The sequence below is a fragment of the Bradyrhizobium sp. LCT2 genome (assembly GCF_009931255.1).
Lineage (GTDB): Bacteria > Pseudomonadota > Alphaproteobacteria > Rhizobiales > Xanthobacteraceae > Bradyrhizobium > Bradyrhizobium diazoefficiens.
In genome coordinates this window covers 7108817-7135508 of record NZ_CP034432.1, presented here as the reverse complement: position 1 = coordinate 7135508, position 26692 = coordinate 7108817, and the positions used below count along the sequence as shown (strand labels likewise).

General features: G+C 63.0%; 21 protein-coding genes. 13 read left to right on the top strand and 8 right to left on the bottom strand.

What is annotated here, in order from left to right; genetic code table 11:
• Positions 1-91: 91 nt before the first annotated feature.
• From EI171_RS33855 to EI171_RS33815, 9 genes are all read left to right on the top strand, one after another.
• Complete coding sequence (locus EI171_RS33855) at positions 92-940, top strand: VOC family protein (RefSeq protein ID WP_028174812.1); 849 nt, start codon at positions 92-94, stop codon at positions 938-940.
• Between the two features lie 179 nt (positions 941-1119).
• The gene (locus EI171_RS33850) at positions 1120-1827 is read left to right on the top strand and encodes a TetR/AcrR family transcriptional regulator (RefSeq protein ID WP_202633041.1); all 708 of its coding nucleotides are present in this window, start codon (positions 1120-1122) and stop codon (positions 1825-1827) included.
• A 304-nt stretch (positions 1828-2131) separates the two neighbouring features.
• Positions 2132-2941, top strand: a complete 810-nt coding sequence (locus EI171_RS33845; RefSeq protein WP_011085620.1) for an ABC transporter permease — start codon at positions 2132-2134, stop codon at positions 2939-2941.
• 51 nt (positions 2942-2992) lie between these two features.
• Complete coding sequence (locus EI171_RS33840) at positions 2993-3985, top strand: ABC transporter substrate-binding protein (protein WP_161535900.1); 993 nt, start codon at positions 2993-2995, stop codon at positions 3983-3985.
• 118 nt (positions 3986-4103) lie between these two features.
• Positions 4104-4952, top strand: coding sequence for an ABC transporter ATP-binding protein (locus EI171_RS33835; protein WP_161535899.1), 849 nt, complete (start codon positions 4104-4106; stop codon positions 4950-4952).
• A gap of 226 nt (positions 4953-5178) precedes the next feature.
• Positions 5179-6576: a hypothetical protein gene (locus tag EI171_RS33830; protein ID WP_161535898.1), complete on the top strand. Its 1398-nt coding sequence runs from the start codon at positions 5179-5181 to the stop codon at positions 6574-6576.
• Positions 6573-7724: a Gfo/Idh/MocA family protein gene (locus tag EI171_RS33825; protein ID WP_161535897.1), complete on the top strand. Its 1152-nt coding sequence runs from the start codon at positions 6573-6575 to the stop codon at positions 7722-7724. The genes EI171_RS33830 and EI171_RS33825 overlap by 4 nt, the downstream gene beginning before the upstream one ends.
• A gap of 10 nt (positions 7725-7734) precedes the next feature.
• On the top strand, positions 7735-8940 hold the full coding sequence (locus EI171_RS33820) for a dihydrodipicolinate synthase family protein (RefSeq protein ID WP_161535896.1): 1206 nt from the start codon (positions 7735-7737) through the stop codon (positions 8938-8940).
• Positions 8940-9803 carry a sugar phosphate isomerase/epimerase gene (locus tag EI171_RS33815; RefSeq protein WP_161535895.1) on the top strand — a complete coding sequence of 288 codons (864 nt, stop codon included), beginning with the start codon at positions 8940-8942 and terminating at the stop codon, positions 9801-9803. The genes EI171_RS33820 and EI171_RS33815 overlap by 1 nt, the downstream gene beginning before the upstream one ends.
• Positions 9804-9831: 28 nt before the next feature.
• Here EI171_RS33815 and EI171_RS33810 read toward each other — a convergent pair whose 3' ends face one another.
• From EI171_RS33810 to EI171_RS33800, 3 genes are read right to left on the bottom strand one after another with little or no spacing between them, the layout of a single operon-like run.
• Positions 9832-11337, bottom strand: coding sequence for an adenylate/guanylate cyclase domain-containing protein (locus EI171_RS33810; RefSeq protein ID WP_161537133.1), 1506 nt, complete (start codon positions 11335-11337; stop codon positions 9832-9834).
• Position 11338: 1 nt separating this feature from the next.
• Positions 11339-11980, bottom strand: a complete 642-nt coding sequence (locus tag EI171_RS33805; RefSeq protein ID WP_246740317.1) for an ABC transporter substrate-binding protein — start codon at positions 11978-11980, stop codon at positions 11339-11341.
• A 60-nt stretch (positions 11981-12040) separates the two neighbouring features.
• Positions 12041-12796, bottom strand: coding sequence for a hypothetical protein (locus EI171_RS33800; protein ID WP_161535894.1), 756 nt, complete (start codon positions 12794-12796; stop codon positions 12041-12043).
• A 964-nt stretch (positions 12797-13760) separates the two neighbouring features.
• Here EI171_RS33800 and EI171_RS33795 point away from each other — a divergent pair.
• Complete coding sequence (locus tag EI171_RS33795) at positions 13761-13997, top strand: hypothetical protein (RefSeq protein ID WP_011085631.1); 237 nt, start codon at positions 13761-13763, stop codon at positions 13995-13997.
• Positions 13998-14515: 518 nt separating this feature from the next.
• Positions 14516-16237 carry a SulP family inorganic anion transporter gene (locus EI171_RS33790; RefSeq protein ID WP_161535893.1) on the top strand — a complete coding sequence of 574 codons (1722 nt, stop codon included), beginning with the start codon at positions 14516-14518 and terminating at the stop codon, positions 16235-16237.
• Between the two features lie 147 nt (positions 16238-16384).
• On the opposite strand, the gene EI171_RS33785 is transcribed toward EI171_RS33790, so the two are convergent.
• The 3 genes from EI171_RS33785 to EI171_RS33775 form a co-directional block, all read right to left on the bottom strand.
• Positions 16385-18058, bottom strand: a complete 1674-nt coding sequence (locus EI171_RS33785) for a Spy/CpxP family protein refolding chaperone (RefSeq protein ID WP_305764997.1) — start codon at positions 18056-18058, stop codon at positions 16385-16387.
• Positions 18059-18362: 304 nt separating this feature from the next.
• Positions 18363-19550 carry a 6-phosphofructokinase gene (locus EI171_RS33780; protein ID WP_028174826.1) on the bottom strand — a complete coding sequence of 396 codons (1188 nt, stop codon included), beginning with the start codon at positions 19548-19550 and terminating at the stop codon, positions 18363-18365.
• A gap of 90 nt (positions 19551-19640) precedes the next feature.
• A complete protein-coding gene (locus EI171_RS33775; protein ID WP_011085635.1) occupies positions 19641-20786 on the bottom strand; it encodes a fructose-1,6-bisphosphatase in 1146 nt (381 codons plus the stop codon).
• Between the two features lie 621 nt (positions 20787-21407).
• Here EI171_RS33775 and EI171_RS33770 point away from each other — a divergent pair.
• Positions 21408-21770: a hypothetical protein gene (locus EI171_RS33770; RefSeq protein WP_038965801.1), complete on the top strand. Its 363-nt coding sequence runs from the start codon at positions 21408-21410 to the stop codon at positions 21768-21770.
• Positions 21771-22305: 535 nt separating this feature from the next.
• On the opposite strand, the gene EI171_RS33765 is transcribed toward EI171_RS33770, so the two are convergent.
• Entirely contained in the window at positions 22306-24012 is a 1707-nt protein-coding gene (locus tag EI171_RS33765; RefSeq protein WP_161535891.1) for an adenylate/guanylate cyclase domain-containing protein, read from the bottom strand.
• A 139-nt stretch (positions 24013-24151) separates the two neighbouring features.
• On the opposite strand from EI171_RS33765, the gene EI171_RS33760 reads away from it, so the two are divergent.
• Positions 24152-25138, top strand: a complete 987-nt coding sequence (locus EI171_RS33760) for a hypothetical protein (RefSeq protein ID WP_246740316.1) — start codon at positions 24152-24154, stop codon at positions 25136-25138.
• Positions 25139-25431: 293 nt separating this feature from the next.
• Here EI171_RS33760 and rocD read toward each other — a convergent pair whose 3' ends face one another.
• Positions 25432-26646 (bottom strand): ornithine--oxo-acid transaminase, encoded by a 1215-nt coding sequence (gene rocD, locus EI171_RS33755; protein WP_028172441.1) that lies wholly within the window; start codon positions 26644-26646, stop codon positions 25432-25434.
• Positions 26647-26692: the final 46 nt, after the last annotated feature.

The following is a 26692-nucleotide window of genomic DNA, read 5'->3' as shown; positions in this document are numbered from 1 at the left end:
CCGGAATACGACCGTGGCAGGGCCAGCGTTGCCCGGGCAGAGCCGACGCCCCCAGGACGTTCGGTTCCGGCCCCGTCGGGAGGGAGGGAACATGATCACCGGCCTCGATCACGTCGTCGCTTTGGTCAGGGATATCGGTGCAGCCAAGGCGGCCTATCAGACGCTGCTCGGCCGCGCGCCGGCCTGGCAGAACTCGGGTGAGGGGGCCGACCGGGTGCTGTTCACTCTCGAGAACATGACGATCGAATTGATGGCGCCGAGCGGTTTCAGCGTGACCGCCGACCGGATGCGCGCGCTGCTCGACGACCAAGAGGGCGTGCTCGCCAGCCTGTGCTTTCGTGTCGCAGACATGAGCAGGATGCACCGGCGGCTGGAGCGGGTGGCCCTGAAGCCGGATCCGGTTGCCGAGGTCGAAAGCAGCGATTCTGAATCCGATGCCGTCCTGCATTGGAAACGCACGCGCGCCGCCACCGAACTCACGCGCGGCGTGCGGATGTTCTTCCTCGAGCTTGCCGAGGAGCGCCCCAGATCGGTCGCGACCGACATCGCGCCGATCGACGCGCTCGACCACGTCGTGATCACCACCGAGGATTCCGAGCGCGCCGCCGCGCTCTATGGCGCGCGGCTCGGGCTTGATCTCGCGCTCGACCGTTCGCACCAGGATTGGGGCCAGCTGATGTTCTTCCGCTGCGGCGACCTCATCGTCGAGGTGGTGCGCCGTCCTGTGGCGGGCGGTGACCTCGCGCATGACCGTCTCTGGGGCCTGAGCTGGCGGGTCGCCGACATCGACGCCACGCGCGCCCGCCTGATCGCGAGCGGCCTCGACGTTACTGAGGTCCGCAACGGCCGCAAGCCGGGCACGCGGATCATGACGGTGAGGAACGGCACCTGCGGCATCCAGACGGTGCTCCTGGAGCGCTCGCCGAAGCCGGCGGATTGAGGGTGTCATTCCGGGGCGTCGCGCAGCGACGAGCCCGGAATCCATTCATCCATTGACCCTGCTGCACGATGGATTCCGGGCTCGCGCCCAAGCGGGCGCGCCCCGGAATGACGAAACATTCTCAAACGCCCGCCCGCGTGTTACACGCGTACTTTGAGAGCCCCCAGCGAGCACCCGGTTTGGCAAAGGCAAAGAGAACTCTGAAATGGCAGCGCGATCCCGAGGGGATGCGGCTGCGCATTCTCGAGGCCGCCAAGCAGGAGTTTTCCGCCCATGGGCTTGCCGGGGCGCGCGTCGACCGCATCGCGGCCAAGGCCGGCGCCAACAAGCGCATGCTGTACTATCACGTCGGCAACAAGGACGAGCTCTATCTCGCGGTGCTCGAAGGCGCCTATGACAAGATCCGCAGCGAGGAGCGCGGGCTCGATCTCGAACATCTCGATCCGCCCGAGGCCATCCGCCGCCTGATCGAGTTCACCTGGGGCTATTTCCTGCGCAACCCCGAGTTCCTCTCGCTGCTCCAGACCGAGAACCTCGCACGCGCCAAGCACCTGAAGCGCTCGACCAAGGTCAAGTCGATGCACTCGCCCTTCGTCGAGATGATCGGCACCGTGGTGCGGCGCGGCGTCGAGAGCGGCGACTTCCAGGTCGCGGTCGATCCGGTGCAGCTCTACATCTCGATCGCGGCGCTGAGCTTCTTCTATCTCTCGAACTCGGCGACGCTCAGCGTGATATTCGGCCGCGATCTGCTGGACAGGAAGGCCAAGGACGAGCGGCTCGCACATATGGCGGGCCTGGTGCTCGCCGCGCTGACGGGGCGGTCCACGGAGTTGCTGGAGATCGTCAAGGCGCCGAAGAAGCGTGCCGCGGTGGTGCAGACGGTTTAAGGCAAACTCTTTCCCCATCGTCGTCCTGGCGAAAGCCAGGACCCATACCGCGTGATCTGTCGATTGTATGCGGCGCTAATCCGGAACGACCAGTCTTCGCCAAACTTCTCCCTGGGGTAATGGGTCCTGGCTTCCGCCAGGACGACATCGGGGATTTGGCGCGGCCTTCAATCCCCAAACGCCGTCAAACTTGCCCGGAACTCCCGCGCAAAACGTCACAGGGAAAGGTCTGGACAGTATTTATCCAACGAGTTAATTTCTCCCAAGTGCGAACGAGAACGAAGAAGAATGCCGGGAGTGAGACGTGGCTGAATTGAAGCCGCAGAGTGCGGTGTCCAAGATGCTGAATGCGGCCTGGGTTCGGCCGTTCTTGTTCCTGGTCTTCATCGTGATCGCCTGGGATCTGGCGATCCGGCTGTTCAGGATTCCCGCCTATCAGATCCCGTCGCCGGGCGATGTCATCGCGGTGCTGCGCACCGAGTGGCCGGAACTGCTGCGCCAGTCCTGGCCGACCACCTATGCGACGGTCTGCGGCTTCCTGCTGTCGGCGCTGTTCGGCATTCCCGTCGCCATGCTGATCGCGGGCTCGAAGACGGTGGAGAGCTACGTCTATCCGCTGCTGGTGTTCTCCCAATCCGTGCCGAAGATCGCGATCGCGCCGCTGTTCGTGGTCTGGTTCGGCTTCGGCATCATTCCGAAGGTGATTTCGGCCTTTCTCCTCGGCTTCTTCCCGGTGGTGGTCTCGGCGGTGCAGGGCTTCAAATCGGTCGATCCTGACATGGTCGATCTCGCGCGCGCGATGCAGGGCAGCCGCTTCCAGGTGTTCCGTGCGGTGAACCTGCCGCATGCGCTGCCGGCGATCTTCTCAGGCCTCAAGGTCTCGGTGACGCTCGCCGTGGTCGGCGCCGTCGTCGGCGAGTTCGTCGGCTCCAATTCCGGCATCGGCTACGTCATGCAGCGCTCGATCGGCACGTTCGACCTGCCGACGATGTTCGCAGCGCTGGTGATCCTCGCGCTGCTCGGAGTCGTGCTGTTCTGGATCGTGGACCGGATCGAGAAGCTGGTCATTCCCTGGCATGTCAGCCAGCGCGAGGACGTGATTTTCGCCTCTTAACTTAAGCAACGGCCACCAACGGCCGAAACATAACGACAAGGGAGAGTGACGATGAAGCGGTGGATTGGGGCTGCATCGGTGGCGCTGATGGCGTTCGCGGCGATGCCGGCGCAGGCGGCCGACAAGGTCGTGCTGATGCTGAACTGGTACGTCTATGGCGAGCACGCGCCGTTCTATTACGGCAAGGCCAAGGGCATTTATGCAGCCGAGGGCATCGATCTCGAGATCCAGGAAGGCCGCGGCTCGGCTGCGACGACGCAGGCCGTCGCCGCCAAGACCGCCGATTTCGGCTATGTCGACGTGCCCACCATGATGCGCGCCGCCATCAAGGGCGCGCCCGTGGTCGCGACCGGCGTCCTGCTCCAGACCTCACCGATGTCCGCCATGGGCTTCGTCGACAAGAACATCAGGAAGCCCGAGGACATCAAGGGCAAGACGGTGGCGATCACGCCGGCCGACTCCATGACCCAGATCTGGCCGCTGTTCCTGAAGAAGACCGGCGTGAAGGAGAGCGACTTCCAGACGGTTGCGGGTGACGGCCAGACCAAGCTCAACGCGGTCATCAACGGCCAGGCCGATCTGCTGCTCGGCTACGTCATGGACCAGTCGATGAAGATCAAGGACGCGACCGGCAAGGACGTCTATCCGATCAAGTTCGCCGACTACGGCATCAACATGGTTTCGTCAGGCATCATCGCCAACTCCGATTATGTGAAGGCCAACGCCGATCTCGTCCACCGCTTCATGTCGGCGACGACCAAGGCGGTCGAGGCCGCCGAGAAGGAGCCGAAGGCCGCGGCGCAGTCGATCCTCGATGCCAACCCGAAGGGCGGCAAGATCGACACGCTGACGCAGGGCTTCGAGCTGACCATTCCGCTCTACCGGACCGCGGAGACCAAGAGCAAGCGGCCGTTCCAGGTCACCGAGCAGAACATGACCGAGACCGTCAACCTGCTGGTCGAATATGGCGGGCTCGACGCCAAGGCCAAGGACAACCCGAAGGCCTTCTACACCAACGACTATCTGCCGAAGAGCGGCTCGTGAGCGACACACACCGTCATTCCGGGATGGTCCGAAGGACCAGACCCGGAATCTCGAGATTCCGGGTTCGCCCTTTGGGCGCCCCGGAATGACGGGCATATCGTCGAGTGGACCTGGTTAGATGAACCCAGCAACAAGACCGAACGACGCTAGCCAGCCGGCCGCGCATCTGAGACTGGTGAGCGACCGGGCCGCCGGCGAGGCGTCGGGCATCAAACTATCAGGCGTGTCGAAGACCTACCGGACGCGCGACGGCGACGTGCCGTCGCTGCGGCCGCTCGATTTCCACATCAACGAGGGCGAGTTCTTCGTCGTGGTCGGCCCAAGCGGCTGCGGCAAGTCCACGCTGCTCAAGCTGATCTCGGGACTGTTGCCGCCGTCGGCCGGCGAAATCCTGGTCGAGGGCGAGAAGGTGACGAAGCCGCACGGCAATGTCGGCATCGTGTTCCAGAACGCGCTGCTGCTGCCCTGGCGCAACATCCTGTCCAACGTGATGCTGGCGATCGACATGAAACGGTTGCCGCGGCAAAAATATCTCGACCGCGCCAGGGCGCTGTTGAAGCTGGTCGGGCTCGAAGGTTTCGAGAAGAAGCTGCCGTGGCAGCTCTCCGGCGGCATGCAGCAGCGGGCCTCGATCTGCCGCGCGCTGGTGCACGATCCCAAGATCATGCTGATGGACGAGCCGTTCGGCGCGCTCGATGCGCTGACGCGCGAGCGCATGAATGTCGAGCTGATGCGGATCCAGCGCGAGACCAAGAAGACGGTGCTGCTGATCACGCATTCGATTCCCGAGGCGGTGTTCCTCGCCGACCGCGTGCTGGTCATGACCGAGCGTCCCGGCGCGGTCGCCGCGATCTACGACGTGCCGCTGCCGCGCCCGCGCTCGCTCGACGTGATGGCCGACCCGGTCTTCACCGAACTCGTGCAGCGCATCCGCAAGCATTTCTTCTCGCAAGGGGCACTGGATTAGGTGGTCATGGTGTTCTCTGAACGGGCCATATGCACGGTGCGCTCCCTCCCCCGCTTGCGGGGGAGGGTTGGGGAGAGGGTGTCTCCACTCGCGAGATCCCCCCAGAGGAGAAAACCCTCACCCGGCACGGGACGATGCTTCGCATCGCCCGGAACGCGCCGACCTCTCCCGCAGGTGGGAGAGGTGCACTGCCGCCTGAGCCACATCTCGGGAGTCAACTAGCACCATGGCGCCGCGCCTGAAGCTTCGAGATATCACCTTCTTCGAACGTCCCGTGCAGTTCGCGCGGCCGTTCCGCTTTGGCGCGATCACGCTTCACGCGACGCCGCAGCTGTTCGTGCGGGTCGAGATCGAGGTCGAGGGCAGGGGAAGCGCCGTCGGCGCCAGTGCCGAGCTGCTGGTGCCGAAATGGTTCGACAAGCGGCCGGAGTTTTCTCCGGCGCAGACGGTCGACGGTCTGCGACGATCCCTGGAAATTGCGCGCGGGCTTTATCTGGCGCGGACCGGGTTCCTGACCGCGTTCGATCTCCATGCCGCGTGCATTGGTGCCCAGATCGCGACCTGCGCGAAGAAGAACATTCCGGCGCTTGCGGCGGCTTATGGCCCCGCGGAAATCGACAAGGCGGTCCTCGATGCGCTGCTGCGCGGCGTTGAGACCGGCTTTTTCGACGGAATGGCCGGCAACGTTGCCGGCATCGATGCGCGACTATCGCCCGACCTGAAGGACGCGGAGATCGCGGCGTTTCTGTCCAGTCGGAAGCCGTTGCCGCGCGTTGCTATCAGACATACCGTCGGCCTCGACGATACCGTGGAGGGCAAGGGCGGCGTCGCCGACGCTCATGAGAACGCCGGCGCGAGTTACTTCAAGCTGAAGCTGTCGGGCGATCCCGCAGCCGACGCAGCGCGATTGATGCGGATCGGCAAAGAGCTCGATACACTTGAGCGCCGCTACAAGGTGACGCTCGATGCGAACGAGCAATACGCCGATCTCGCGGCGTTGCAGGCCCTGATGGATCGGCTCGATCATGATTCCGACTTGCGGCCGATCGCTTCTCGCTTGCTCTATGTCGAACAGCCGATGCCGCGTGACATTACACGGCAGTCGCCGCTCGGCTCGCTCGCCGCGCGCGGCTTCATCATCGATGAAGCCGATGATTCCTACGATGCCTTCCCTGCCGCTCGGGCTCTCGGCTATCACGGTATCTCCTCGAAATCCTGCAAGGGGCTCTACAAGTCCATCGTCAACGCCACGCGCGCGGCAAAATGGAGCGGGGGCGGCGAAAAGTTCTTCGTCACCGGCGAGGACCTCACTTGCCAGGCCGGCCTTGCCGTGCAGCAGGACCTTGCGCTCGGCGCCTTCCTCGGCGTCACCCACGCCGAACGGAACGGCCACCACTACGTCGACGGTTTCGGCGACACGCCGGCCGCTGAAGCTGCGGCCTTCGCGGCTGCGCATCCCGATCTCTATGCCGATGCCGGGCAGGGCATCCGTCTCTCCATTCACAACGGCGATCTCCTGACGGGATCGCTTCATGCTGCGGGCTTTGCGACGTCGGTCCATCCGGACTGGTCGGCGCTCCGCCCGCTCGAACAGCCAACATCACCTTGGGAGCAATTGGCATGACCACCCAACGCCTCGGCCTCATCATGAACGGTGTCACCGGCCGCATGGGGCTCAACCAGCATCTGATCCGCTCGATCGTCGCGATCCGCGACCAGGGCGGCGTCCGCTTGAAGAACGGCGACCGCATCATGCCCGATCCGATCCTGGTCGGCCGCAGCGCCGAGAAGGTCGAGGCGCTTGCAAAGCGCTTCAACATCGCGCGCTGGACCACCGACCTCGATGCGGCGCTGGCCGACAAGAACGACACCATGTTCTTCGACGCCGCGACCACGCAGGCGCGGCCGGGCCTGCTGACCCAGGCCATCAATGCCGGCAAGCACGTCTATTGCGAGAAGCCGATCGCGACGAAATTTGAAGAGGCCCTCGAGGTCGTCAAGCTCGCTAATTCCAAGGGCGTCAAGCACGGCACCGTGCAGGACAAGCTGTTCCTGCCCGGCCTGAAGAAGATCGCCTTCCTGCGCGACTCCGGCTTCTTCGGCCGCATCCTCTCGGTGCGCGGCGAGTTCGGCTATTGGGTGTTCGAGGGCGGCTGGCAGGAGGCGCAGCGGCCGTCCTGGAACTACCGCGACGAGGACGGCGGCGGCATCATCCTCGACATGGTCTGCCACTGGCGCTACGTGCTCGACAACCTCTTTGGCAACGTCCAGAGCGTGGTCTGCATCGGCAACACCGACATCCCCGAGCGTTTTGACGAGCAGGGCAAGAAGTACAAGGCGACCGCGGACGATTCCGCCTACGCGACCTTCCAGCTCGAGGGCGGAGTCATCGCCCATATCAACATGTCCTGGGTGACGCGCGTCTATCGCGACGACCTCGTCACCTTCCAGGTCGACGGCACGCACGGCTCGGCGGTCGCGGGGCTCACCGACTGCATGATCCAGGCGCGGCAGGCAACGCCTCGGCCGGTGTGGAATCCGGACGAGAAGCGGCTGCATGATTTTTACGGCGACTGGCAGAAGCTGCCGGACAACGTCTCCTACGACAACGGTTTCAAGGAACAGTGGGAGATGTTCATCCGTCACGTCTACGAGGACGCGCCCTACAAGTTCACGCTGCTCGAAGGCGCCAAGGGCGTGCAGCTCGCCGAATGCGCGCTGAAGAGCTGGAAGGAGCGGCGCTGGATCGACGTCGCCCCGATCAAGGCCTGAGGAGGGAAGCATGAACAAGCCCGTCCTGCCCAAGCCTGCTCCTTCAATGTCGTCCTTGTCGCTCAAGCTGCCGAAAGAGGACCGCTCGATCGAGACCTACCGGCTCGCGGCCTCGCGAACGTTCCCGGCGAGGCTCGAAGGCCCGCTGAACCGAATCGCGTTCTCGGCCGTGCACACGGTCGCCGATCCCTTCGCCGACAACGATCCCTGGCTCTCGGTGTCCGTTGACTGGGACAAGACCATCGCCTTCCGCGAGCATGTCTGGGACCTCGGTCTCGGCGTCGCCGAAGCCATGGACACCGCGCAGCGCGGCATGGGGCTGGACTGGCCGACCTCGCTGGAGCTGATCACGCGCTCGGTCGGCGCCGCCAAGCGTCGCAACGCGCTGGTGTTCTCCGGCGCAGGCACGGACCATCTCGCGGTGGAGGATGCCAGGACCATCGACGATGTGATCCGGGCCTATGAGGAGCAGATCTCGGCGGTCGAGAAGGTCGGCGGCCGGATCATCCTGATGGCGTCGCGCGCGCTGGCAAAGCTCGGCCGCAATGCCGACGATTATGCGAAGGTCTATGACCGCGTGCTGTCGCAGGTCCGCGAGCCCGTGATCATCCACTGGCTCGGCGACATGTTCGATCCTGCACTGACGGGATATTGGGGTACCAAGGACCTCGACAAGGCCATGGATGTTGCGGTGGCCGTCATCAACGCCAACGCCGCCAAGGTCGACGGCGTCAAGGTCTCGCTGCTCGACAAGCAGCGCGAGATCGACATGCGTCGTCGCCTCGACAAGCGCATCAGGATGTACACCGGCGACGACTTCAACTATGCGGAGCTGATCGCCGGCGATAGCCAAGGTTTTTCGCACGCGCTGCTCGGCATCTTCGACGCCATCGCACCGGCGGCATCCTACGCGCTGTCGCGGCTCGCTGCCGGCGACGAGGCCGGCTTCCACGACGTGCTGGGACCGACCGTGCCGCTGTCGCGCCACATCTTCAAGGCGCCGACGCGCTTCTACAAGACCGGCGTGGTGTTCATGGCGTATCTGAACGGCCATCAGGATCATTTCACCATGGTGGGCGGGCAGGAGAGCGCGCGCTCGATGCTGCATCTGGCCGAGCTGTTCCGGCTGGCCGATCGGGCCGGCCTGCTCGCCAATCCTGAGCTGGCGACGCGGCGGATGACGACGGTGCTGGCCTCGCACGGGATCGAATCCTGATGCGCGATTTCTCGTCCGACCACCGCTGGCTGTCGCTGAATACGGCGACGGTCCGCAAGCAGGGTGACCTCGTCGCGATCATCGATGCCTGTGCGAAGCACCGTATCCGCGCGATCGACCCCTGGCGCGACCAGGTCGCATCCGTCGGTCTCGACCGTACCGCGCGCGCGGTGCGCGATGCCGGGCTCGAGCTGTCAGGCTATTGCCGTGGCGGCATGTTCACCTCCGATGCCTCGCGCCGGGGCGAAGTGCGCGACGACAACCGCCGCTGTGTCGATGAAGCCAAGTCGTTGGGCGCGCCGTGCATCGTCCTCGTCGTCGGCGGCCTGCCGCAATATTCGCGGCCGGGCAGCAAGGCGTCGAAGGATATCGCGGGTGCGCGCGGGCAGGTCGAGGAGGCGCTTGCCGACATGCTCGACTATTCCAGGCAGGCAGGCCTGCCGCTGGCCATCGAGCCGCTGCACCCCGCCTACGCCGCCGACCGCGCCTGCGTGAACACCACAAAACAGGCGCTCGATATCTGCGACCGGCTCGACCCCGGCCGCACCGGCATGCTCGGCGTCGCACTTGATGTCTATCACATCTGGTGGGACCCGGAGCTGATGAGCCAGATCGCGCGCGCGGGCAGGGATCGCCTGCTTGCCTTCCATGTGTGTGACTGGCTGGTGCCGACCAGAGACATCCTCAACGACCGCGGCATGATGGGCGACGGCGTCATCGACATCAAATCGGTGCGCAAAGCGGTCGAGGCGCAGGGTTTTGCCGGCTATTCCGAGATCGAGATCTTCTCCAACGACTGGTGGGCCAAGCCGATGGACGAGGTGCTGCGCACCTGCATTACGCGGCACAGGACGGTGGTGTAGGCGCCCCGCGCGCCGCCCTTGCGCTCGTTCAAGTCTGCGTCGGCGGGATTGTCATGCGATGGACCTCCATCTTTTGACCGATGCCCTTCAGGTTCTCGTAGTTGCGCGACACCGAGCGTGAATTGACGATGTCACCGACGCCCGGCGCCTCCATCGCGGTCGCACTGATGCAAACTTCGTCGACATCGGCGAGACCTTGCACGCGTGCGGCGATATTCACGTCCTGTCCGAAATAGTCGATCCGGTCGTTGAGATTCACCGCAATCGCCCGCCCCCTGTGGACACCGACCTTGAGGCCCAGCGGCCGCGAAGCGGTTTGGTTGAATCGCGACAGCTCTTCGATCATCTCGATGGCGGCGCAAACGGCATCCTGCGGACGCTCGAACCCGGCCATGACCGCGTCGCCGATCGTCTTGATAATGGTGCCGGATCGTTCCCGGATGATCCTGTTCAAGATCTCGAAGTGTTGGCGAACCAGAAAATACGCGTTCACGTCACCGACGCTTTCGTACAGCGGAGTCGACTGCTTCAGATCGGTGAACAGGAAGGTCATGTCTGAGACCTTGATGCTCTCGCCCTCATCCACCAGCTGCGCCTTGTAGAGTTCGCGGAAGCTCGGGGTGAGCAGCAACCGCTTGCCGGAAAGAAACGGTTCATACTCGACCAGATGGGGCGCGAAACCTGGGGGATACTGGACGAACCAGAAGCGACCGCGATCGTCGGTGCAGTTCTCGATCCGGATGGTGTGCTTGCCCGGGCTGAGATCGGCCGTCTGCCGGAACGAAAAGCGTCCGTCGCCGAGGACCATGTCTTTCGGTGCCGTCGGCCGGTCCGGGAGCAGAAAGCGACCCGACTCGAGCTGGACCAGCGTCTCTTGCCGTTCTGCCGGCTCCCCGTCCGCGAAGAAGACCAGAAGGAGTTTGTGGCTCAAATCCAGCACCTCGAAGCGGCCAGCCGTGACCTCGAAGTCGAAGCTGCGGTGCTCATGCGCCTCGATATCGGCGAATCCCCGTGAGAGCGCAGCAACGAGCTGCTGATGCGTCATTCCGTGCGGAGCGATGAAGCCTTTGGAAAAGTTGTAGCGCAGGTAAAAATCCTCGACAGACAGCCTTTCGGGATGGCGGAATATGATGTCGCGGACGCCGCTCGAGACCGTAAATGCGACCTGAATGTAGTCGTCCAGCGCCACATCGTTGATCGCGTTGCAGAACGCGCACTGAAAGCGTGGATGGACCTGGTCGAGCTCGCGGAAGCTGCCGGCGACCTGCGGGCAATAGGCGCAGATCAGCAGCCAGTCCATATCGAACAGACCCACCTTGGCAGCGTGCACGAACAGCTCGATCGCGTCGGCCTCGGACATGCGGACGGCGCCGCCGTATTGGATGGGGTTGACGCGAAGAAGATCATAGTCGTCGGCGGTCCGGATGAAGTGCTCGAGCTCCGGCAGAACATTCGGTGCCCAGCTTCTTGCCGCTCCGAGCGCGGCGAGACGCTGGCTCAGGAGACTCTCGTTGACTGGAGACGGGGCACTCATCTCACGCTCCCTGCCTGATGGGCTGACTACGCGATTGGTCTCCGGCCGAACTCCGCGACGGACGGCACCATCGCCTCGTCCGGCGCGATAGGCCCCAGGCTCTCGACGATCTCGAAACGGCCTCGCCGACGATGCTGCCGCCATTGGCGGTGACGAGCCGGCGGACCCTCTCGTTCATCACGTGCGGCCAGATGTAGTCTGCGGACGGCAGGTAGAATGTCCTGGCACCGGTCTTGTGCATCAGCCAGGGAATGAGCGGGTCAAGCTGCTGCGCCGGCACCGGGCCGGTGCAGAAGATCAGCGGGTCGCATTCCTGCCCTTCGTATTGCTCGGGGTAGATGTAGAGCGTCCTGCCCTTCACGACGGCGGGGCCCTTGATGGCCTGCCGCGTGGAGCTGTAGATGCCGCCGAAGATCACATCCACCTTGTCCTGCAACACAAGCTTGGCCGCCTTGGCCTCCGCGACCGCGTCGGTCGTTGCACCGTCCTCGAGGTAGAGCTCGATCTTCCGCCCCAGCAGGCCGCCATTGGCGTTGATCTCGTCAATCACCATCCTTGCCACGTTGGCGTTTGCGCGGCCCATGAACGAAAGTGCTCCAGTCTCCTCCGCGATCATGCCGACTTTGATCGACGCTTGTGTCATGGCAGACACTCCCCTGAGCTTTGTGCCCGCAAGTCGAGGCCGCTGCGCGCACCAGGAAATTCAGCGACCGACTAGTGCTACGGCCTCCTGCTCCTCGGCAGGTGCGCCCTCGTTTGTCCGCACAAATACAAAGCGGGATACCACGGAGATCTGTGCGTCCGCGCTGCCATCCTGGCCGATGAGAATGAGTCCCGCTCCGCCATTGGCTACATTCAAGATGACGGGGGCGCCCTTCCACGTCCTGATCGGCTCCATTCCGATGATGAGAAATTCGCCGATCGGCTGGTCAAAATATTGCAGCCTCAGCTGTGGCCCGACTTCTGCGGCCGCGAGTCCGAAACCCAGCTGCTTGGCGCGCGCATAAATGTCCGCCAGCGACGCGGTATCGGTCTTAAAGCCGAGTTCGGCTGCCGAGACCGCAAAAAGCTTTACGCTTGTTTTCGTGTCGCGAAGAGTAAAGGTCGGTCGTGCGAGAATTTCGCCGGCCGAGTTTCCGATACCGCAACCTACCGCATCCATTGCGTTACTGAGGGCAAAGAAATTTGCAAACGTCCCGATTGTGATCGTCTTCCACACGGGAACATCGACGGCGGATTTAATCGGGATTTGCGGCCTGTCAGCTGACGGAGCTTTCTTGAGCCTTAGTTGGTTCTGCAGGACATCTCGCGCCGTGCATTGAGCTCTGGCTTCGCTCGCAAACAGGAGAGTGCATGCGGTACAGAGCATCGCAACAATGAGAATGCCGCAGCGGCGCCATCCTGGCGAATGACACTGTATGGCACAGCAACTGACGTTCTTGCCAGCTGTTCGGTCCATAACGGACCTCTCTTGCGCTAATGCAGCGCCAAAAAAATCAAACTGTCACTTCACAATGGTCGGGCCGGTTCACAGCAGAAAAGCCGTCGTTCTTGCAGCCTATAGAGTTTGGTCCCGGAAATCCCGCCAAGGTTCAGCGACGATGACGCGGGATGACGAACTCAATATAGGTCAGCGTGGGTGCACTTCTTGCGGAGGGGCTTGAGCGCACCAGGGTAGCGATAACGGAGCGGAAGGTGCGTGCCGCGACGGCAGCGGAGATCGAGCCGCAGCTCGTGTTGGTCAGCGAGCTGGGAGTACCACCAATGATGAGGTGGACAGCCATCAGCTTTCAGGCAGAATGTCATCACCCCGATGCCGCAGCCTCGCCACAGTATGTGCCAGATCGGATGTGGTAATCGGTGGCATCAACGATCAGCAGGCTCGGCGGATGTACCCACGCCTGATGATCTTGAATGGCCCCGACGTGTCATCCGTCGGGGCCATTGTTGTCGGGGCCATTGTTGTGATCGGCGTGCAAGACTGGCGACCTTTGCCGAGCAGGCGTGGTCCAGCCTGGGACCCGTTTCGTTGCGGCGAAAGGAAAGACCGCCGGAAGGCGGTCTTGCAGTCCAATGTGCCGGGCCAAAATAGTTTCGGGATCAAACTTTGTCCGGCCCGGTCTAATTGCAAGTTAACCATCATCCAGGGAAGGCCGCTCACAATTAAGATTTCAGTCCTGAAATGGAATGCACCGGCGACGTAGGCCTCTGGGGGGCCGCCGGACGCGCTGTCATTCTGCCCAGCGCCCCTTGCTGCCGCCAATGCCCGTGTCGTTCGGCTCGACTATTTCGCGAAAAGTCAGACGATTGCGCTGTCATCGATTGACCGTCAAACACCGGACTATCACTCGTCAATTCAATCTGCAAAGCTGTGACAACACAAATGCGCCTGTAAACAAACAAGCGCGCGAAGGAGGTTCGCAGTGGAGAAGGTGCAACGCTTGCGTGCGATGGGTTCGCTGTGCCGTCAACAGGCCGCATACAACAGCATGAACAAATGGAAGCTGCTCGCAGAAGCAGAATACTGGGATCACCTGGCCGATCTCGAGTTGTCTTCCTACTTCCAGCAATGCAACGCCGCTGGCTCGGACGAGATGGAGCGGTCTCAAGCGATCACAAAAACGGATGAGGCTGGGCAGAAGACGATTCCCGCCGCGTGAGGTCGGAACGCGGCTGTCGGCTGCATCCCGTGCCGCCGCGCGTCTCACTGGGAGCCGCGGCCCGGACTTGCGTGTTCTCGTCGAGCGTCGAAGCTAGGTGATTACGTTACCCCACCTCGTTCGGCCGCTGCGCAATTGCGGCGAGCGAATGCGACGTCCCCCTCACGGGCCTGCGACCTGTTGCAGCGTGTTGAAGTGCCCTTCTGGTCGCCGCTCAGCGTGGCATAGAACTCGCCCAGGGTGGGCTCGACCACTTTGCGGCCCTCAGCATGGCCCCTCTGAATTGACTTCCGCTTTCAGCGGCAGACGGACATTGGTCGGACTTGCCGCTGGATCGACCCGGTCGCGGGTGCCCCCAAAACGGACATGCCGCTGGCAACATTGGAGCGAATGAGCGGGGATGTGACATTTTTCCACTTGCCGAGAGACGCAACAGCCTAGACTGGCTTCCAGCTGGGCCAATCGCGGCCAATGTGTGCGTTGCCAACGAGCCTGGCCGGATCTGGAAGTGACCCCCAATGAAGCATTGGATCGATTGGCTGCCGGCAATCGAAACCCTCCGCCGATATGAGGCGGCGTGGCTTCCGCGCGATATCTTCGCCGGACTCGTCCTGGCGACGATGCTGGTCCCGGTTGGAATTGCCTACGCGACAGCATCGGGCTTGCCTGGCATCGCCGGTCTGTACGCAACGATCGTGCCGCTGTTGGTCTACGCGTTGTTTGGCCCCAGCCGCATCCTCGTGCTGGGACCTGACTCGGCGCTGGCAGCCGTCATCCTCGGCGTTGTCGTCCCACTGTCTGGCGGCGATCCTCTTCGCGCCGCGACGCTCGCTGCGATGATGGCGATCGTTTCGGGGACGGTATGCATTCTGGCCGGCATCGCGCGCTTGGGTTTTGTCACCGAGCTGCTCTCCAAGCCGATACGATACGGCTATATGAACGGAATTGCATTGACCGTTTTGATCAGCCAGCTGCCAAAGCTCCTCGGCTTCTCGATCGAGAGCGAAGGACCTTTACGAAGCCTATGGGCGATCGCCGATGCAATCCTTGAAGGAAAGACAAACTGGGTCGCATTCGGGATCGGGCTCGGCACGCTGACGGTCATCCTGCTGCTCCGGAACAGCAAGCGGCTGCCAGGCATTCTGATTGCGGTAGTCGGGGCGACCGCCATCGTCGGCGTGCTTGATCTTGGGACCCGTTACGGCGTGGCGGTTTTGGGTCCTCTTCCGCAGGGCCTGCCGGGTTTCGCGATCCCCTGGATCACCTACGGCGATATCGTGCCGGTATTGGTCGGCGGCTGCGCAATCGCGCTGGTATCATTCGCTGACACCAGCGTGCTTTCGCGCGCCTATGCCGCACGATTGGGCACTCATGTCGATCCCAACCAGGAGATGGTGGGGCTTGGCGCGGCCAATCTGGCAACCGGCTTTTTTCAGGGCTTCCCGATCAGCAGCAGCGCTTCGCGCACGCCCGTTGCGGAAGCCGCCGGCGCCCGTACCCAGCTAACCTCAGTCGTCGGCGCGCTTGCCATCGCCATCCTTCTGCTGGTGGCGCCAAACCTCCTTCAGCATTTGCCCACCGCTGCATTGGCGGCCGTCGTAATCGCCGCGGCGATCGGCTTGTTTGAGGTCACCGACCTCAAGCGAATCTATCGGATTCAGCAGTGGGAGTTTTGGCTATCGATGGTCTGCTTTGTCGGCGTGGCGGTGCTCGGAGTGATTCCAGGAATTGGTCTGGCAATAGCAATCGCCATCGCCGAGTTCCTGTGGGACGGTTGGCGCCCACACTCCGCCGTGTTGGGTCGCGCCCATGGCGTCAAAGGTTATCACGACATCACAAGATATCCGGATGCACGCCAAATCCCCGGGCTGGTCCTGTTTCGGTGGGATGCGCCGCTGTTCTTCGCCAACGCCGAATTCTTCAAAGAGCGCGTACTGGACGCCGTGGCGAAATCGCCGACGCCCGTACGCTGGCTGGTCGTTGCGGCGGAGCCTGTCACCAGCGTGGACGTCTCCGCCGGCGATACAATCGCCGAATTGGACGAGGCATTGCACGCGCAGGGTATCGAGTTCTGCTTTGCCGAGCTGAAAGATCCAGTCAAGGACAAGCTGAAGAGATTTGGACTGTTCTCGCAGCTTGGCGAGCAATATTTCTTCCCAACCATTGGCGCAGCCGTTTCCAGTTACCTGGAAATCAACGGTGTGGAGTGGGAGGACTGGGAGGACCAAGCCAAACGTTAGGAAGTGGCATGCCGGGCTTGAATACACACGCCGATTGACCCCCGATTCCGGCCCTAATGCGAATATGCTTTTTGCAAAGCGCGCAATCAGTATCGGTGCGCACCTGCATCGTGCGGCACCGGACGTGTAGCTCCCGCGACGTCGCCCTCACGGGCCTGCGACCTGTTGCAGCGTGTTAAAGCGCGCCTTCTGCTCGCTGCTCAGCGTGGCGTAGAACTCGTCGAGGGCAGGTTCGACCAGCTTGGCGGCCGTCAGCATGGCCTCGAGCCGGCGCTGCATCGCCTCCAGCCGTCCGACCGGCGTCAGCGGCACATCGTTCGGGCAGGCCGCCTGCAGGCCCTCAACGCCTTTCGCCGTGGCCTCGCTGAGGCGGTCGAGCGCCTCCTTCTGCTTGCCCGCGGGGTGGAGCACAGCCTCGATCCTCTGGATCGGCAGCTGGGTCAGGCCGGACTTCGGATCGCCGCATCCCTCTCCACTGGCTTGCTGCTGCGGCGGCGAGCGGTCGCCGACATTGGGGCCGAGCGCGTTGAAGCGGGCCTGCTGCTCGTCACTGAGCGAGTTGTAAAAATTCTCCAGTGCCGGGCGCACGATCTTGACCGCTTCCAGCGTCGCGCTGACGCGGTTCATCATTGCGCGCAAGCGGCCGGGCGGAGTTAGTGCGTAAGTGTCCGCGCAGGAGTCCTTGAACACACCGGCAGCGTTGGCAGCCGCGGTCTTCAATTGGTCGAGCAGCGCGCGTTGCTCCGGCGTCGGCCGCACCGCCCGCGCGATATCGGCAAGCGGCCAGGCGGTGACGCCCTTGTCCGGTGTGCCGCACAATTGCTGCAGCGTTTGCGGGCTCACGCTGGCGCGCTGGCGCGCGCGGGAGCCGCCGCCGGCTTGCGGATAGTCGTACGGGTTGATGCTGGCATAGGCGGCGTAGGGGCTGTCACCACCCCAGAACACGGTGTCGACGAAGTCGTCATAGGCGTACGCCCAATAGCCCGGCTCGTAAGCGTAGGACCAGAACGTGTAGTCAAAAATGTCGGAATAGGCGTAAGGCCAGAACACGGGCCCAAGCCACGCCACGAACACCGCGGGATGGCGGTGTCGCCAGGCCTGCCGGGGCGCCCAGCCGCTCTGGCGGGCGACGAGGGCCGCCTGGGTTTGCGCAGAGGCCTGCTCGCGGAAGCGCTCGGCAAACCGCCCGCGCTCGGCGGCTCGCGCGGCGGCCGCCGCTGCGGTTGCCGTAGCGGCTGCAGTGGGAGCCTGCAGTCCCAGCCGCTGCTGGCGCGCCAGATCCGTCTGCTGCGTGCGCTGCTCGCGCTGCAGCAGGCGGTTCTGCGTCTGGAGCATCCGTTGCTGCTCGCGTTGCGCCCGCGCGCCCTCCGGCTTTTGCGACTGCAATTGCTGCACGCGCTGCTGCAGGCGGTCGATGCGGGTCTGGCGCTCGGCGGTCTGGCGCGACAGCACCTCGCGCTGCCGCTGCTGCACCATCTGCTGGCGCTGCTGGATCTGTTGCTGATGCTGTTGCGCGCGCTGGTCGATCTGCTCCCGTCGCGACAGCCGCTCGCTCACGGCCGGCGCTGCGCCTGGACCGGACGGGGCGGCAATATGCGGCGTCGGCCGCGGTGCCATGGCCGGACGTTGCGGCGCTGCCGGCGCGCGATGGAATTCAGGCCGCGGCGCCGCCACGTGCGGGGCGACCCGCTGCGGCGGTGCAGCGAAGTGGGGCGTCGGGCGCGGCGATGGTGAGGCGATGTGCGGCGCGGGATGTGGCGCCATGGCCGGGCGCTGCGGCATGGCCGGGGGATGGAATGCCGGCGCGGCGGGACGCGCCATGGCTGGGGGCGCCGCCGGACGTGCCATGGCAGGTGGTGGTGCCGGCCGGGCCGCCGGCGCTGCGGCCGGACCCGGTGGTCCACCTCTTCCATGTCCCTGGCCGAGTCCCTGGGCGGACGCACCGACGCTCGTCGCCAGCACCGAGACACCAACCAGAAAGGCCCTCAGGCAAACGCCACGCGGACGCATGATCGTCGCTCCCAGCTCGTAATCGCCCACGACTTTCAACGCGCGGGTAGCGGAATTGTTCGTTGTCGGCCGCGGCCGGCATTGCGATCTTCCGACGCAGGCAGCTTCCGGCACGCTAAGACGCGCGGTTGAGAAAGATCGGCAGCCCCTGCTTGTTGGCGTAGATGGGGCGGTAGCGCTCCGTGTTGTAGCTGCTCGCAACGTCCAATTTGCGCGGACCGAGCTTGGCGTCAGGGATGGGCACGAGGTCGTAGCGGCCCTCGACCAGCGCCGACATGAGGCCGGTCTTGCTTTCCAGCATGGCATCGTAGGCCATGTTACCGAAAGTCAGGGCCACAAGCTTGTCGATGAAGTCCGGATCGCCCGATCGCAAATCGTAGGTGAGATCGGAGGTGATTGTCTCCTCGCCGGTGCGCTGCTTGATCTCGTCGGCAAGCGATTCCGCCACGTTGGCCTTCTTGCGGTGACCGTAGGCGTCAGGCTCGCCGTATTCCCGCAGCTTGTAGCCTTCCCACTGAGCTCCCTCGCTGAGCACGATCAGCGCGTAGTTGCTTGGATTGGCGCGCTTGTCCTCGATGAGCAACTGGATCAGCTTGTCGAGGTCGACCTTATGCTCCGGTATGAGGCATCGTATCGAGGTCGCATACGCGGTGTAGAGTGCCGTAAATCCGGCATCGCGGCCAAAGACGCGGAAAATGCCAATTCGCTCATGCGAGCCGACGGTGGTGCGCTGCCGCTGGATGGCATCGCTGGCGCGGGTGATCGCGGTCGAGAAGCCGATGCAGTACTCGGTGTTGCGGACGTCATTATCCATCGTCTTCGGGATGGCGATGATCTTGACGCCGAGTTCGTTGAGCTTGGCCGCATAACTGAGCGTGTCGTCGCCACCGATGGCGATCAGGTGTTCGATGCCAAGTCCCGAAAGGTTAGCGAGCACCCGGCTGGTGAGGTCCCATGTCTTTGTCGCGATGCCGCCGTTGGTGCTCAGCGAGACCGGAACCTCATTGCCGACGAGATGACCGGGCAGCTTTTGTATTTTGGAGGGATTGACGCGGCTCGAGTGCAGCACGGTGCCGCCGCGCCGGTCGATGGTTCGCGTGTTTTCACGGTTCAGCGGGATGACGTAGTGGGACCTGCTGTTTGGGTCGTCGAGGTTCAGGTGCGTGAGGGCCTCCCAACCACGGCGCAGACCGACAACCTCGATGTCGTCCTCACTGCCGCGATAAGTCACGCTTTTGATGACTGCATTGAGGCCGGCGACGTCACCACCGCCCGTGAGAATGCCGATGCGTTTTCTTGCCATATCCACCTCCCGGATCGGCATGTCGTCATAGCGCCTGCATCTGTCGATTGAACGGTGAACATCGCTCCAGCTTGTGATTGGAGGCGGCCGCTACTCGGCCGCTTCCGGCTTGCGGTCGTCGCGCAGTCGAAAACGCTTCAGCAGTCCGGACACGGTGTCGCGGAAGCCGCCATATTCCAGTTCGGAGTAGGGTAGCATGGCGGCGCCGGACCAGCCTTGGCTGCGCATCTCGATGGCCTTGCGCTGGGCACGCCGGCGGACCTCATCCCATGCCGGGTTGTCGAAGAAATCGGTGTAGGACTCGGCAAAGCGGCCTTCCCTGTCGATCGAAAAGCCGACGCAAGAAACGATCGGCAGGCAGTACATGCCGGTAACGGGCGTGTTGAGTGGCACCGGCATGAGCGGCATCACATGCGAGCCGCGTGCATCGCCGCCCACGAAGTGCGCTTTGGCGAACGGCGAGATTATTTCCTCCGGAGCTGGGAAAATCCCCTGGTTCCTGACGATCGCGACTGGATCATCCTTGCCGGTGTACTTGCCTGCGATCGCGTGGAGGCGCTGTGCCGAAACGGCCACGACGACCTCGCCATGGGTTCGAGAAATGATGCGATCGATGCCGAAGCGCTCGTTGTCGCGAAGCAGGGCGGCAATGTGGTAGCTGTCGTCGGGTGCGTCGAGCTCGAGGAGGCTGTCGCCGGCTGTGTTGTCCATGTCGATGACATGGAAACGGAATCCCTTGATCATCGGAGGCAGCATCAGCCCCGCGCAGTACATCGGGTCGGCAAAGGCGAGATAGAGCGGCAGGTTGTAGGCGCCGGGGCCGCATTTGTCGGCCGCGAACACCATGAAGGACTCCGCGGGTCGCGCGCCGGAGAGGCTGTGGTCGAAGCTGAGCTCGGCGACGCCTGGGCCGGCGCCGCGAATGTTCCCGGAAGGCGCGTCGGCGAGAAGATCCTGGCCAGCGCCATAGAGCCCGGAGGTTTTCGCGACCGAGGTGGCCGCGAGGAACGTCTTCCAGGCGAGTTGATGGACCTCGGAGCTTCCTTCGCCCCGTGTGTGCGTCATGATGATCGCAATGTCGTCGCCGGTGTGGCAGATGAAACCGTCGATCAGCAGACCATTGCAGATCGCCTTGGCAACTTCGCCCTCGACAGTCGCCATCATGCGTGAAGACGGTTTCGTATGCCCGCCAACGGAGCCAACGTCAGCTTTGATGACTGAAAGAGTGAGTCTCATGAGCGTTTCTCCGATCAGCGCAGCTCAGCGCCTCCGGCTGCGCCGGGCACGGCGCTGCTCATTCGCGGACAAAAACGTCCGTCGCTCCGATAGGTTCCACGCACCCGTTCATCCGGTTGCCGGGATCATGCCGAGTTTTGCCTTAGGACCATGCGTCACTACTTGCTGCGCTGCACGAGTCCGGTTCTGGACCCGAAGCCAACGTTTCGGGCGTTTGCCACCTCGCCCAGCGCGTCAATGTAACCACGCGCAGACCCATCATCAAAAAGTGGAAGACCCGAGAACCTGAGGGTGAAGCCCAGCTTTTTCGACTATCGCCTTGCAGCGAGCTAGCACCCCCAAAAGCGCGCTCTTGACCCTTGATCTAGATCAAACAGCGTTTGCGGCATTCTGCCCAATAGGCAGCATCCAGCGTGGTTTTCGATGTCTCCCGCAGAAGTCCGCCAGTCGGGGAAGATCGGAAGTGAGCGGCGCGCGGTCAAAGTGACGCGATTGACCCTAAGCCGTCCCAATCCTGGCGGTGCAATTTCCGCCGAAGTGGCACAGTCAGGCTCGCAAGCGTCGATAGGCGACTGCCAGACGTGGCATCTTGCGCCACGGTCCAACTGCAAGGAGCAAGCCATGATGAATCTAAAAGTTCTTGCCGCAGTCGTGATTGCGGCATCCGCCCTGTCCAGCTCTGCTGCACTGGCGCAGGCGGCCCTTTCCAATCCTGACGAATGCCAAGCTGAATTCGCGAGTTGCACGGGTCTTGGAACTGGGGGTACCCCCACCGGCGTCCATCGGCAATCAACTCGGCGCTCGGCGTATCGCCAGCCGGCGGCGGCGGCCGCTACCGTCGGCAGCTGGGGCAATTCCTACGCCATGTCCGGCGAGATGGGCTGGCACGGCAACTGGAATACGTATGCTGCCCGCAACGGCATCGTCTGCAAGCCCGGCACCTATTTCAAGGGTGCTGACGGTCTCCGGCATCTCTGCCAATAGGTCATCCGCTCTGATCAGGCGGCCCCAACGGGCCGCCTGTTTCATGCCGGAGAGTAGCTCTCGTTCTGAGTGGGCCAGCATGGAGGCAGGCAGGCGCTTGTCTGCCAGCTGATGACCGCTTCTGGCCCAGGCTGTGTGATAACCCTTTTGTCGACTGGCAAGTTGAGGGGCCCGGGATCGGTTTCGCGGCTAGAGTTGGCTCCGATACAAACTCCCCTACGCCTGCATCGCTTCCAGCAGCGTTCGGCAACCCAAGATCGCTATTACGCGTTTCATATTGTAGGCGAGCACATTGAGCGCCATCTCGGTCGCAACCTTGTGCCGTCTTCGCATCAGGAAGTGCGTCGCACCCATCCCGTCGTGCCGCGCGCCACGCATTGGCGCAGTCCTGAGCATCGAGAGTTCTACCTGACGGGCCTGCGCTTAGCCGCCGACGATGCGAAGTGACCGGCCCGCGCGCCAGATTTTTGAGCAGATCCCGGACTCGTCAGGGAAGGACTCGGAGCGGACAAATGGCTGGTTACGGTCCGCTCACTTATTTCTCAACGTGACGCCAGACACCGTCCCAGTCCGCGGCCGGAGGCGCGTGACCCAAATGCGCGATTCGTTCCAGAAAGACGCGCGTCGGACCGTCGTCGGGGATCTTGCACAGGCAGCTTTCGAACGCCGTCTGCGCAGTAGACCAGTTCCGGCTGCGATATGCGGCAAGTCCTTTCGCGAACAACACCCGCAATTCGTCCCGCGTGGATTCGAGCTCGCCGGCGCGACCCATCAACTCATAAATTCGTACCGGCTCGGTTTTTCCGGCGACCGTGATGGTGTCGATTTCGCGCGCTTCAATCGCGCCTTGTGCGAGCCGGAAAGTCTCCTCGCTGATGATGATGAGGGTTCCGTAGATCTTGTTCATGCCCTCGAGGCGCGAGGCAAGGTTTACGCTGTCGCCGATAACGGTGTAAGAACGAGCGGAATCCGAGCCGATGGTGCCAATCACGGCTTCGCCGGTGGCAATACCCATCCGGATCACCAGCTCCGGTGCGTTGCGCCGCATTCCAGTGATCTCCGGTACTTGCTCTCGCAGAGCGGCAATCGCGTCCTGCTGCTCCAGCGCCGCTCGGCAAGCATCGCTTGCATGTTCGTCTCCGTTTGAAAACGGCGGCACCCAGAACGCCATGACGGCGTCCCCGATGTATTTGTCGATGATCCCACGATGGCCGTGAATGACATTGGCCACCGCGCCGAAATAGTTGTTCAAGAGGTGAACGACGGCGCTGGCGGTTAGCTGCTCGCTGATGCCCGTAAACTGCTTGATGTCGGAAAAGAAGATGGTGAGGCTGCGCCGTTCGGCCTGATCCGCGCCACTGGCGATCAGCCGGCTGACGAGCCTGGGATCGACGAATTTTCCGAAGGTGTCCTTGACGCGGTCTCGCGCGCGCAACTCGTCGACCATCCGGTTGAACGAGAGTGCCAGCTCGCCGACTTCGTCGCGGGTGGCTATCAAAACCGGCTCGGCGTTCGTGCCCAGTTCAAGCGCCTTCGTGGTTGCGACAAGCTGACGCAGACCGGAGACCACGCGTGTCGATCCGATGGCGCTAACGCCCAGTCCGATGCCGCATGCCGCAACGAAAAGGGCAAGGCTCAAATAGGTGTTCAACCGCTGCCTCGCGAGAACCCTGCGGGTCGACCGGTCGGTCAGATCGGCAAGCTCACGTCGAATCTGCGAGAGATCGGGGCCGAACGCCAGGGCGAATTTGGCAAAGCCGCGCGAAATGGTCCGGGCCTCGTCGCGACGTCCCTCCGAGAAAGCCGCAAGCGTGGCGTCCCCCACGGCGAGGAAGTCTTCCAGACTACGGCCCATGTACTTGAGGACGCCGGCCATGCGAGCCAGGTCGACGCGATCCTCAGTGTCGTAGCCGGGGTCGCCGGTTGCTTTGTGGAGCAAGGCTTCACCTGTCTTGACGGTATCGCGCAGCTCGTCGGCCGTTGCCCGCACTGCGGCCATCGCCGTCCGCTCCGTTCCAGCATCGGCTCGATCGGATATCAGGACACGCAAGACTTCGAGCTCGTATCTATCGGTAAGGACATCGAATTCAGAAACCATGCGCGATAACGGCAGCTCATATTCGGTGATGTTCCCGAGCTGATCGCTGTCGAGCTTTTGCGCGAAGCCGAGAACGCCGACGACTGCGCCGAAAATTGCCAGCAGAATGCCTGCAAGCAGAAAGATTTTCTTACGAATCGTCATGGTTAGCCATCGCCGCCACGGGTGAGCAAAAAGCGAAGACCGGGCGGACATGCAGTCCGCAACTCATCTAATCCTAAAGCAACGCCCTCTGACTACTCAAGGCCCCCCTTGAGCTTGCAATATGCTAATTTGAGCCGGCATGATCCCCGGTTTTCAGCCCGGACGTTGCACCGTGACCGATGGTCGTCACCCGGCATGGACCGAGGAAAGCCGCTTCCGCGGTGCCCCCGACGATGTGGTTATCATCCCACTTGTTGTTATCACGCTCGCCACAAACAAGATCCTGCGTTTCGTTCTTTCGATCTTGATGCGGATGCTCGACTACGCCTTCCCTTTAGCAATGCAGATTGTCTGGCTTCCGCTCTTCGCGGCCAAGGTTCTTGGCGATGTCATCGTTACCGTCATAAACGGCGCGTTGCGCTTCCTTCCCCTATCCGAGGCGAAACGTCGACAGTGGAGTAGATCGATTCGCCGGAACTGGTTGTGGTTCCGGCGGAAGATTAGCTATCGGGCGTTCGAACAAGCTGTACATGATGCGTTTGAAGGCGGCATGGCATGGGTGTTCAGAGAATGCCGGCATCTCACGCCGAACACCGCATTGCTCGTGATCCTGTGCGCGGTACTTTGGCTGCCGATCTCTTTCGGGGCTGCAACGGCGATGCACGCGGTATTGTTTGCCAAGGTCACCTCCTGGCCAGCTTGGATGCAACTTTTGCATCCGCTCGCAACCGTCATAGCTAAGAGCAAGCTTTTGGTGCTACCGGTCTACCCGGCAGCCTGGCCGCAGGCCAAGAAACATCCATTCGTTCAGCTCGTATTCAAGGGCTACGAAACCATCAAGTGCGTGTATGTGATCAGAAAGGTCGGCTTTCGCTATCGGCAGGCAGAGATCGCCGGAATCGCGGCGGTTGAGAGGCTCGAGCGCACCGCCGGCCTCACATCGGCGGTGAGGTGGCTGCGCGAGGCGCATGTCGCCGAACATTTCGGCGTCGAAAAGCCCACTCAGGAATTGCGTTCGTTCTTCGCGCGATGGTCAATTAAGTTTTCAGCTGAATACTACGAAGCGAAGGAACGGCAAGCGGGTGTCCCATCATCAAACAGCAGCAAGCCGCGAACGCTGAGGTGATCATCAGTCTTAAAACCGCCAACGGCCTCACCGTGCCGCCGTCGCTGCCTGGCTGCGCAACGAGGCGCAATTTGCTGCGATGCATGAGACCGGAAGTGGCCCATCGCGTCGTCTGGCCGCGGTGCGGAATTTGATCGCTACCAGGGTACAACGGACATTGGGCAAGCCTGCACCAATCAAGCTTGATTTCTGAGGACGCGCCCTGGCAATCGCCCACAACTTTCAGCGCACAGGTGGCGTAATGGCTCGTTGTTGGCCGCGGCCGGCATTGCGATCTTCCGACGCAGGCAGCTTCAGGAGAAATCCTGCGTCAGGGTCGTGGCGAACTGCTCCAGCGCCCAGTCGACCTCGTCGCTGGTGATCACCAGCGGCGGGGCGATGCGGATCGTGTGCCCGTGGGTGTCCTTGGCGAGGATGCCCTTGCCCTGGAGCGCCTCGCAGTAGCGGCGCGCGCGGCCGGCCTCGGGATGCAGCTCGACCGCCAGCATCAGGCCGCGCCCGCGTACCTCGCGGACCGTGTTGGCGCGGATGTCCTTCAAGCCTTCCAGAAGGCGCGCGCCCTGCCTGGCGGCGTTCTCGATCATGCCTTCCTCGACCAGCACGCGCATCGCCGCGCGGGCCACCGCGCAGGCCAGCGGGTTGCCGCCGAAGGTCGAGCCATGCTGCCCGGGTCGCAATGTCCCGAGCACTTCGTTGTTCGAGAGCACGGCCGACACGGGATAGAAGCCGCCGGACAAGGCCTTGCCGAGCAGGGTCACGTCCGCCTCGATTCCCTCGTGCTGTTCGGCGAGCAGCTTGCCGGTGCGGCCGAGTCCGGTCTGGATCTCGTCGAGCACCAGCATGACGTTGTTGGCCGTGCAGAGCTCCCGCACCTTGGTGAAATAGCCGGCCGGTGGAATGATGACACCGGCTTCGCCCTGGATCGGCTCGACCAGAAAGGCGACCGTGTTGGGCGTGATCGCTTGTTCGAGTGCCGCGGCGTCGCCGAACGGGATGATCCTGAAGCCCGGCGCGAACGGTCCAAAGTGTCCGCGGGTTTCAGGGTCCGTTGAGAAGCCGACGATGCCCAGCGTGCGTCCGTGGAAATTGTCGGCGCAGACGATGATCTCGGCCTGGTCGTCCGGCACGCCTTTCACCTCGTAGCCCCATTTGCGCACCGACTTGATCGCGCTTTCGACAGCCTCGGCGCCGCTGTTCATCGGCAGCACCTTGTGCGAGCCGGTCAGCGCCGCGATCTCCTCGTAGAACGGGGCGAGTTGGTCGTTGTGGAAGGCGCGCGAGGTCAGCGTCAGCCGGTGTGCCTGTTCCACCATCGCCGCCAGAATCTTGGGGTGGCAGTGGCCCTGGCTGACCGCGGAATAGGCCGAGAGGCAATCGAGATAACGGTTGCCGTCGGTATCCCAGACCCAGACACCTTCGCCGCGCGACAGGACGACCCCGATCGGCTCGTAATTATGGGCGCCAAGGCGCGTTTCCGTTGCGAGGTAATCAATGACGGACGAGCTCATCTTTCGTCACTCCATTGCTGCGTGCCGGCGTCAACCGACTGCACCG